General features: G+C 64.4%; 10 protein-coding genes. 7 read left to right on the forward strand and 3 right to left on the reverse strand.

Translation table 11 applies throughout. The features are described 5' to 3' along the window. Positions 1–237: 237 nt before the first annotated feature. Both MOV75_RS17790 and MOV75_RS17795 read left to right on the forward strand, forming a co-directional pair. On the forward strand, positions 238–1,032 hold the full coding sequence (locus MOV75_RS17790) for a DUF899 domain-containing protein (RefSeq protein ID WP_246927457.1): 795 nt from the start codon (positions 238–240) through the stop codon (positions 1,030–1,032). Then, a complete protein-coding gene (locus tag MOV75_RS17795) occupies positions 1,029–1,295 on the forward strand; it encodes a hypothetical protein (protein ID WP_246927455.1) in 267 nt (88 codons plus the stop codon). Before MOV75_RS17790 ends, MOV75_RS17795 begins: the two co-directional genes overlap by 4 nt. A 38-nt stretch (positions 1,296–1,333) precedes the next feature. Here the strand turns inward: MOV75_RS17795 and MOV75_RS17800 are convergent, their stop codons facing one another. Beyond that, positions 1,334–1,768, reverse strand: a complete 435-nt coding sequence (locus MOV75_RS17800) for a cytochrome c family protein (RefSeq protein WP_246927465.1) — start codon at positions 1,766–1,768, stop codon at positions 1,334–1,336. A gap of 101 nt (positions 1,769–1,869) precedes the next feature. Then, positions 1,870–2,586, reverse strand: coding sequence for a L,D-transpeptidase (locus MOV75_RS17805; RefSeq protein ID WP_246927453.1), 717 nt, complete (start codon positions 2,584–2,586; stop codon positions 1,870–1,872). Positions 2,587–2,860: 274 nt separating this feature from the next. On the opposite strand from MOV75_RS17805, the gene MOV75_RS17810 reads away from it, so the two are divergent. From MOV75_RS17810 to MOV75_RS17820, 3 genes are all read left to right on the forward strand, one after another. Then, the gene (locus tag MOV75_RS17810) at positions 2,861–3,913 is read left to right on the forward strand and encodes a glycosyltransferase family 1 protein (RefSeq protein ID WP_246927446.1); all 1,053 of its coding nucleotides are present in this window, start codon (positions 2,861–2,863) and stop codon (positions 3,911–3,913) included. 35 nt (positions 3,914–3,948) lie between these two features. Beyond that, positions 3,949–4,638, forward strand: coding sequence for a methyltransferase domain-containing protein (locus tag MOV75_RS17815; RefSeq protein ID WP_246927444.1), 690 nt, complete (start codon positions 3,949–3,951; stop codon positions 4,636–4,638). Positions 4,639–4,764: 126 nt separating this feature from the next. Then, complete coding sequence (locus MOV75_RS17820) at positions 4,765–5,424, forward strand: hypothetical protein (RefSeq protein ID WP_246927436.1); 660 nt, start codon at positions 4,765–4,767, stop codon at positions 5,422–5,424. Between the two features lie 251 nt (positions 5,425–5,675). On the opposite strand, the gene MOV75_RS17825 is transcribed toward MOV75_RS17820, so the two are convergent. Beyond that, positions 5,676–7,340 (reverse strand): aminotransferase class III-fold pyridoxal phosphate-dependent enzyme, encoded by a 1,665-nt coding sequence (locus tag MOV75_RS17825; RefSeq protein WP_246927434.1) that lies wholly within the window; start codon positions 7,338–7,340, stop codon positions 5,676–5,678. 35 nt (positions 7,341–7,375) lie between these two features. Here MOV75_RS17825 and asd point away from each other — a divergent pair, with 35 nt between their 5' ends. Both asd and MOV75_RS17835 read left to right on the forward strand, forming a co-directional pair. Then, positions 7,376–8,239 (forward strand): archaetidylserine decarboxylase, encoded by an 864-nt coding sequence (asd, locus tag MOV75_RS17830; RefSeq protein WP_246927432.1) that lies wholly within the window; start codon positions 7,376–7,378, stop codon positions 8,237–8,239. A gap of 66 nt (positions 8,240–8,305) precedes the next feature. Further along, on the forward strand, positions 8,306–8,778 hold a 473-nt coding region (locus MOV75_RS17835), incomplete at its 3' end, for an NUDIX hydrolase (RefSeq protein WP_247006292.1).

An 8,778-nucleotide genomic window follows, 5' to 3' on the forward strand; every position in this document is an offset into this window, starting at 1 on the left:
CGGCGCATCGTTGCGCAGCGCAACACGGTTCAGCGCGCCGAGCGGATCGCCCGCCTCCAACGCGCGCGCCGCGGCCGTGATCAGCGACTCCATGTCAATCCCGCCACACTTGTTACTCCCGCCGCGCAACCGCTTGGTGCCAGAAATCGTTGACGGCCGACACCATGCGGCGAGGGGCGAACGGTTCCGCGTCTGCAAGACGCGGAATGGCCGCCCGGACAGGAAGTTTGGAGAACCATGATGACGTCAGCAGACAAAGCAGGGACCAACGGACAGACCGCCATGCAGACACCGCCAGTGGTGTCGTCGCAGGACTGGGAGGCGGCCCGTCAGCAACTGCTCGTGAAGGAAAAGGCGCATACTCGTGCCCGCGACGCCCTGGCGGCCGAGCGCCGGCGCATGCCCTGGATGGAAGTGACTAAAACCTATGCGTTCGAGGGGCCCGGCGGCAAGCTCAGTCTGGCTGAACTGTTCCAGGGCCGGCGGCAGCTGATCGTCTACCGCGCCTTCTTCGAGCCCGGCGTGTTCGGCTGGCCCGATCACGCCTGCCGGGGCTGCTCCATGGTGGCCGACCAGGTCGCCCATGTCGCGCATTTGAACGCCCGCGACACCACGCTCGTGTTCGCATCGCGCGCGCCGCAGGCCGACATTGCGCGGCTGAAGCAGCGGATGGGCTGGACCATGCCGTGGGTCACCGTGACCGACAGTTTCGACGCCGATTTCGGCGTCGACGAATGGCACGGCACCAACGTGTTCTACCGCGACGGGACGCACATCTTCCGCACCTATTTCGTCAAGAGCCGCGGCGACGAGCAGATGGGCGGCACCTGGAACTACCTCGACATCACGCCGCTCGGCCGGCAGGAGGTCTGGGAGGATTCGCCGCAAGGCTATCCGCAGACGCCGACCTACAAATGGTGGAACTGGCACGACAGCTACACGGAAGGCGCGGCGCCCGACAAGAAATGGGTCGAGATCTCCGACGCCGGCGAGAAGGCCTTTCGCGAGGAGGCCGCGGGAGAACGGAAATGACCTCTCCCGTCAACGCGGCTTCTGACGCCGGCGGCGATGGCGTCGTAGCCGCGCGCCACCTCGCCGGATGGCTTAGCCTGGCCGCCACGCCGACCTTCGCGATCATGGCCGTGCTAACGGCCATGATCGGCGGCGGTGGCCCGGCGGACATGCTGTGTGCCGCAGGGCACGGCTCCGTGCTCGGCGGGATGGTGCCGATGTATCTGCTGATGAGCGCGTTTCATTCGGCGGCATGGCTGCGGCTGATTGCGGAACGGCGGTGATGGCCGGCGACCTCGACACAGCCTTTTCGGGTGGGCCGTTACTGCTGCCCACCCGCCGCCTTCAGATAAGCCACCACCTTGCCTGCTTCCTCCGCCGAGACGCCGCCGTATGGCTGCATCTTGTTGCCGGACACGACTTCGTCGGGCTTGACCATGAAGCGGGTGAGCTTGTCCTGGTCCCAGACGAAGCCGGCGTCTTTCATCGATGAGGAGTAGTTGTAGTTCGGCAGCGAGCCGGCTTTGCGTCCGACGATCTTGTTGAGGTTGGGACCGAGGCGATTGTCGCCTTCCTTCACGGAATGGCAGGTGCGGCAGGAATTGTTGAAGGCCTGATGGCCTTGGTCGTCACCGGCGGGTTGTTGTGCGAGCGAGGAAGGCGCGGACAGGAGCAGCGTCAGTGCTCCGGCGCCGGCGACCGCGTGCAGCCACTGATATGGCGAGGGTTGCGGGCGTGGTAGCATTTGCGCCTCCATCAGAGAACCGCGCCGCAGCAAGCGCGCCTCGACATGTCGAGGGCAAACGAATACGGCCCCGGTGGGTTCCGGGGCCGTTTGCGTCAGAATGTCCTGTCGCGTTAGCGCGTGGCAGATCCGAGATCCGCACGGCGCTCCGTCATCGGCAGCACGATCACCTTGGTGCCGACGTTGACGCGGGAATAGAGGTCGGACACGTCGTCATTGGTCAGGCGGATGCAGCCGGAGGACACGCGCTTGCCGATGGTGTCGGGCGCATTGGTGCCGTGGATGCGGTAGATGGTGCCGCCGAGATACATGGCGCGGGCACCGAGGGGATTGCCGGGGCCGCCGGCCATGTGGCGCGGCAGATAGGGCTGGCGGGCGATCATCTCCGGCGGAGGAGTCCAGGCCGGCCACTCGGCCTTCCGGGTCACGGACTGGACGCCGGACCAGGTGAAGCCGTCGCGGCCGACACCGATGCCGTAGCGCAGCGCCTGGCCGTTCCCGAGCACATAATAGAGATAGGTGTTGGGCGTATCGATGATGATGGTGCCCGGCGCCTCGCGCGTCGCGTAGGAGACGGTCTGGCGGCGGAAGCGTGCCGGCATCTCCACGGCGTCCTGATCCTCGGACGGCTCGGTCTGATAGGTCGGTGCCTGGTAGGGCTGATACGGCTGGATCGGCTGCGGCGCGGCGAACGGCGGCAGCGGCTGGAAGAAGGGGAAGAGCTGCACGGGGGCGGCCTTTGCCGTTCCTGCGAAAGCAATTGCGGAAACCGCGACTGCGCCAAAGGCAACGGCGCGCGAAAACGTCTTGAAGGTATCCAGATTGAACATGTGATCGCCCCTGTTTGCTCGGTGTCGTTGACCACCGCGGCACCGTTTCGGTGCTCCGTTGCGTCAATCACTAACGGGGAAACGTTTCGGGACATTTGCGCGGAAAACCGAAAACGGTTTCACGGCGGCAAGGATTGTTTCATGACAGTTTCGTGGCCGCGCCGACCCGTTAACGAACAAAACGGCCCGCCGACACTTCTATGACGTCACACGCCTGAAATATCCTTCGTTGATGGTCGATGCCTGAGAATCATCAAACTCTCGGGATTTTCCCATGCGGGTATTAATCGCGACTGACGCCTGGCATCCCCAGGTCAACGGTGTGGTGCGGACGCTGACCTCGCTGGCGAATGCGGCCAAGGCCCTCGATGTCGAGATCGACTTTCTTACGCCCGATGGCTTTCCGTCCTGGCCGCTGCCGACCTATCCGGGCCTGCGCTTCGCGCTGCCGAGCAGCAAAGAGATCGCGCGCCGGATCGAGAAGGCCGCGCCCGAAGCCCTGCATATCGCAACTGAAGGGCCGATCGGCTGGGCCGCACGCGCCTATTGCCGGCGCAACCGGCTTGCCTTCACCACCTCCTACACCACGCGCTTTCCGGAATATGTTTCGGTGCGGACCGGCATCCCCGCCGCTGTCGGCTATGCCGTGCTGCGCCACTTCCACGATGCCGCCGCCATGACCATGGTGGCGACGCCCTCGCTGCGGCAGGAGCTGTTCGAGCGCGGCTTCAAGCGGCTGGGCTTCTGGACCCGCGGCGTCAATACCGAGCTGTTCCATCCCGACGCTCCGGCCAGGCTCGATCTGCCGGGTCCGATCTTCATGACCATGGGCCGCGTGGCGGTGGAGAAGAATCTCGAAGCATTCCTCTCGCTCGACCTGCCCGGCACCAAGGTCGTCGTCGGCAACGGCCCGCAGAAGGCCGCGCTCGAACGGAAATATCCCGATGCCGTCTTCCTCGGCGAGAAGAAGGGGGCCGATCTCACCGCGCATCTCGCCGCTGCCGACGTGTTCGTGTTTCCGAGCCTGACCGATACGTTCGGTGTGGTGCAGCTCGAGGCGCTCGCCTGCGGCACGCCGGTTGCGGCATTTCCCGTCACGGGGCCCAAGGACGTGATCGCCGATCATCCGATCGGCGCGATCGACCACGATCTGCGCGCCGCGTGCCTGCGCGCACTCACCATGTCGCGCCAGACCTGCCGCACCTTCGCGCTGGAGCGTTCCTGGGAAAACAGCGCGCGCCAGTTCGTCGGCAATCTCACCTCACTTCAGCCCAGCCGTGCCTTGCGCGCCTTGCCTCGGATGGCGCGGCGGCCGGTGCGCGGTTGACCTCTCCGTTTTGAACCACAGCGAGAACCTCACCGATGGCTAAGATCATGAACCTTGACGGCACTCAGCAGCTCGACCTCACCCGTGGCGCGGTCGAGCAGGCCTATGACCGCTGGGCGCCTGTCTACGACCTTGTGTTTGGTGGCGTGTTCGCCAAGGGCAGGCAGGCGGCGATCGCGGCCACCAACAAGATCGGCGGCCGGGTGCTCGAGGTCGGCGTCGGCACCGGCATCTCGCTGCCGCTCTATGCCCCGAATCTCCGTATCTTCGGCACCGACATCTCGGAAGCGATGCTGGACAAGGCGCGCCGCCGCGTTGCCGAGGGCGGGCTGAAGAACGTCGAAGGCCTCGCGGTGATGGACGCCGAGAAGCTCGAATTCTCCGACAATTCCTTCGACGTGGTGATGGCGCAATATGTCGTCACCGCGGTGCCGAACCCCGAAATGGCGCTCGACGAATTCGCCCGCGTGCTGCGCCCGGGCGGCGAGCTGATCATTCTCACCCGCGTCAGCGCGGATGCCGGCATGCGCCGCTTCATCGAGCAGAAGCTGCAGCCGGTGGTGCGCCCGCTCGGCTTCCGCACCGCCGAGTTCGCCTGGTCGCGTTATGCGAAGTGGCTGGCGGGTGCCCACGGCATCGAGCTCGCCGAGCGCCGTTTGATTCCGCCGCTCGGTCATTTCTCGCTGGTGCGCTTCCGCAAGGTCGACGTCGCCAAGGCGGCGTGACCTGAAGCTCACGCGTCGCGTGCGTCATCGCGCCGCTGCACATCGTCACATGACAAAATGATGATGTCACACGGCCTACATCGAATCCCTTTAAATCCCGTATCCGAAAGCATTTTGGGGAAGAGCATGATCAAGAATTATCTCGAGCAGCTGCGCATCCAGCGCTGGGACGACCATCGCTACTATCACCACAGCCGCATCAATCAGAGCCTGCACTTCGTCAGCGCGCTGAGCTTTCTCTTCGCCTATGTCTGGCTGTTCGTCGATCCCATGATCTCCGCGCTGGTCGGCTGGCTGGTCTCGATGACCTCGCGCCAGGCCGGTCACTTCTTCTTCGAGCCGCACGGTTATGATCACATCAACCAGGCGACGCACGAGCACAAGGAAGAGATCAAGGTCGGCTACAACCTTCAGCGCAAGGTGGTGCTGATGGCGATCTGGGCGGCATCGCCCCTGGTGCTGTTCCTCGATCCGACGCTGTTCGGCTTGTTCACGCCCTGGGCGAGCGCGACCGACTTCATGCGGCAGGTTGCCAAGATCTGGCTAGTGGTTGGCGGCGGCGGCCTCTTGTTCCGCACCGTGCATCTGTTCTTCATCCGCGACGTCGAGACCGGCCTCGTCTGGATGACCAAGATCCTGACTGATCCGTTCCACGACCTGATGCTCTATCGCAGCGCTCCGCTCGCCCTGATGCGCGGCGAGCTGATGGATCCCGGCCTGCACCTCAATCCGGAGCATACGCTAGGCCTCATCGGCGAGCCCACGCTCGAAGAGCAGCACGCCTGAGCGCGCTGGTCTCACAAGACACTCCGATGTCTGATGGTGACGTCATGCCCGGGCTTGTCCCGGGCATCCACGTGTTGGGGGCTGCGGCGGTGTTTCCTTCGCTTCTCCCCGCGTGCGGGGAGGTGGGATCGAACGCCGCCACAGACTCCGTCATTCCGGGATGGTCCGAAGGACCAGACCCGGAATCTCGAGATTCCGGGTTCGATGCTGCGCATCGCCCCGGAATGACGGTGGTGCGAGAAGGAAAAACCTCAGCGCTTGAAGCGCTTGGCCAGCATCTCTTTCAGGATCTGCCGCTTGATCTGCTTGTTGGTGAGCACGCCGTCGTGCCACCAGAAGCCGTCGGCCTTCATCTTTGCGGCGGCGCGGACGAAGCATTCGGCGACCTCGGCGAAATCGGCGTCGGTGTAGTTGAGGCTGAAGATCAGGCGGCCGGTGCCGACCCAGCTCAGCGCGAGACCCTCGGCGCGCAGGTAATATTGCAGCATCCAATTGTAGCGGGACGGGGTGGTGTATTTCACCGTCCAGATCGACGAGAAGTTGGCGAACCGCACCGGCAGCTCGGCGTCGGTCATCATCTGGTTGAGCTTTCGGACGCGGCCATTCCAGGTCTCCTCGAGACCCTCATAGACCGCGCGAAAATTCGGGCTGGCGAGGCGGCTCAAGAACTCGTCCATCGCCGTCATGACGTAGGGGTGCGAGTTGAAGGTGCCGCGGGCGAAGCAGATGTCGGCGGGACGATCGTCACGGAAGCGGCGCATCAATTCGCGTCTGCCGCAGACCACGCCGACCGGCAGGCCGCCGGCGAGGCTCTTGCCGTAAGTCACCATGTCGGCCTTGACGCCGAAATATTCCTGCGCGCCGCCGGCAGCGAGGCGGAAGCCGACGAACACCTCGTCGAAGATCAGCACAATGCCGCGCTCGGTGCAGACCTCGCGCAGCCTCGTGAGCCACTCGGTGTAAGCCGTGCGGTCAAAATTGCCGCCGCGGGAGGAATCGACCAGCGAGGAATCGCCGGGCGCGTTGGCGTTCGGATGCAGGCCCTGCAGCGGATTGACGAGCACGCAGGCGATGTCCTTGCGCGTCTTCAGCACGTGCAGCGTCTTCTCCGACATCTCGGAGAGCGTGTAGGTCTCGTGCGCGGCAATGGGATTGCCGACGCCAGGCTGCACGTCGCCCCACCAACCGTGATAGGCGCCGGCGAAACGAACCAGGTGCGTGCGTTTGGTGTGGTAGCGCGCCAGCCGCACCGCCTGCATCACGGCTTCGGTGCCGGACATGTGGAAGGAAACTTCGTCGAGGCCCGAGATCTGGCAGAGCCGCTGCACGTTATCGAGGATGACGGGATGGTAGGGGCCGAGCACAGGACCCAGCGCATGCGCTCGCTTCTCCGAGCCCTCGATGCACTCCTTGTAGAAGTCGTTGCCGAAGATGTTGACGCCGTAGGACCCGGTGAGGTCGTAGGAGGTGTTGCCGTCGACATCCGTGACGGTGACGCCGCTCGACGATTCCATGAAGGTCGAGGTGCCCAGATGCTCGCGGACGAGACGCGAGAATTGGAACGGCACGCGGTAGGTCTCGGTGAAGTGCAGGTCGGAGATCGTCTCCGCCGCTTCCTTCGTCATCGCGCGGCCCTTGGGGTAGCGCTCGGCGTAGAGAGCTGCAAGGCGGAAGAAGGCTTCCTTGCGCTGCTTCACCACGTTGTCGGGCGCGCCGTCGCAACCGAAATATTGGTCACCCGTGAATTCGTAGAACGGGAGCAGCTTTGCCACCCGCCGCGACATCTTGGAGTGCCCGGCGAGCGAGCGGTGCTTGGCGCGGGAGAGCTCGATCCGCGCCTTGAGCTTCGGAAGGACGGCGGCAGCAGACGCTGCGGCGGCCACGGACATCGAGAGAATCGGGAGTGTCGTTTCCATGACAACAAGCGCTAATACTGTGAGCTGACAGATTCATGACAGTCAAAGCCCTCATCGCCTCTTTCACCCAGCAGGAAGACCTCAACTTCCTGTTGACCAACCGCATCCCCCGCGCCGCGCTGACCCGCTTCATGGGCTGGTTCTCCAAGATCGAGAATCCGCTTGTGCGAGACTTCTCGATCTCGCTGTGGAAGCTGTTCTCCGACCTCGATTTGTCGGAGGCCCGCAAGACCCATTTTAAGAGTCTGCACGACTGCTTCACCCGGGAGCTGAAGCCGGGCCTGCGGCTGTTTGATCCGGACCCTTCCATCGTCGCCAGCCCCTCGGACGGTATCGTCGGTGCCCATGGTCGGATCGCCGACACCGAGCTGTTCCAGGTCAAGGGCGCGCCCTATTCCCTGCTCGACCTCGTCGGCGATACCGCGCTGGCGGACCAGCACCGTAACGGCTCCTTCGTCACGCTGCGGCTGACCTCCAGCATGTATCACCGCTTCCACGCGCCCTTTGACGCGCATATCGAACGCGTCACGCTGATCCATGGCGACGTCTGGAATGTCAATCCGATCGCCTTGAAGCGGGTCGAGCGTCTGTTCTGCAAGAACGAGCGTGCCGTGATCCGCACGCATCTGGCGACCGGCGAAGCGGTGACGCTGGTGCCTGTCGCGGCAATCCTGGTCGCGAGCATCCGCCTGCACTTCCTCGATATGGTGCTGAATGCGCAGACGCGCGGCCCGGTCAACTTCCCCTGCGACGTCAGCGTGACCAAGGGCGAGGAGCTTGGCTGGTTCGAGCACGGCTCGACCATCATCATCCTTGCGCCCGGCGATTTCACATTCTGCGACGGCGTCGCCGAGGGCACGCGCATTCGCGCAGGTCAAGCTCTGTTGAAAAGATTGTAGCCTTCAATCCGCCGCGCCCGCGGCCTATATCGTCCGTGGGGACGATTCTAGACCACGGATTTGGTGATGGCGCGGGCGCCGGTGATGGCGGCGGGTGGTATTGTGCTGCGGCCAGGCGCTGTGCCGCTGATCGCGGTTGTGCGCCAGCGCAAGCGCAACGAATGGGTTCTGCCCAAGGGCAAGCTCGACGACGGCGAGACGCCGAAGGAAGCCGCGCATCGCGAGGTGCTGGAGGAGACCGGCCACGATGTCGCCGTCCATGAATTCCTCGGCACGCTCGTTTACCAGTCCGGCGGGCGCTCGAAGGTCGTGCATTTCTGGCGCATGGAGGCCGAAGGCGGTCCGGTCCGCAAGCTGATGAACGACATCAAGGCGGTCGACTGGTTGACGCTGGACGATGCGATTTCGCGGCTGTCGCGCGAATATGAGCGCGCGTTCCTGACGCAGACCGGCCCGATCGCGCTCGCGGCAGCAGGACTGGCGCCTGCGTCCGCGCCGGAGGCGACGCCAGCTGTGCCCGACGACATCGATGCGGCCTT

Origin of the sequence: Bradyrhizobium sp. PRIMUS42 (assembly GCF_023006515.1) — a bacterium.
Taxonomy (GTDB): domain Bacteria; phylum Pseudomonadota; class Alphaproteobacteria; order Rhizobiales; family Xanthobacteraceae; genus Bradyrhizobium.

What these genes read in the sequence shown, in the direction of transcription:
- MOV75_RS17810 (WP_246927446.1), top strand. Translation starts at nt 2,861, where the DNA reads ATGCGGGTATTAATCGCGACTGACGCCTGGCATCCCCAGGTCAACGGT.
- MOV75_RS17800 (WP_246927465.1), bottom strand. Translation starts at nt 1,768, where the DNA reads ATGGAGGCGCAAATGCTACCACGCCCGCAACCCTCGCCATATCAGTGG.
- MOV75_RS17795 (WP_246927455.1), top strand. Translation starts at nt 1,029, where the DNA reads ATGACCTCTCCCGTCAACGCGGCTTCTGACGCCGGCGGCGATGGCGTC.
- MOV75_RS17790 (WP_246927457.1), top strand. Translation starts at nt 238, where the DNA reads ATGATGACGTCAGCAGACAAAGCAGGGACCAACGGACAGACCGCCATG.
- MOV75_RS17805 (WP_246927453.1), bottom strand. Translation starts at nt 2,586, where the DNA reads ATGTTCAATCTGGATACCTTCAAGACGTTTTCGCGCGCCGTTGCCTTT.
- MOV75_RS17825 (WP_246927434.1), bottom strand. Translation starts at nt 7,340, where the DNA reads ATGGAAACGACACTCCCGATTCTCTCGATGTCCGTGGCCGCCGCAGCG.
- asd (WP_246927432.1), top strand. Translation starts at nt 7,376, where the DNA reads ATGACAGTCAAAGCCCTCATCGCCTCTTTCACCCAGCAGGAAGACCTC.
- MOV75_RS17815 (WP_246927444.1), top strand. Translation starts at nt 3,949, where the DNA reads ATGGCTAAGATCATGAACCTTGACGGCACTCAGCAGCTCGACCTCACC.
- MOV75_RS17820 (WP_246927436.1), top strand. Translation starts at nt 4,765, where the DNA reads ATGATCAAGAATTATCTCGAGCAGCTGCGCATCCAGCGCTGGGACGAC.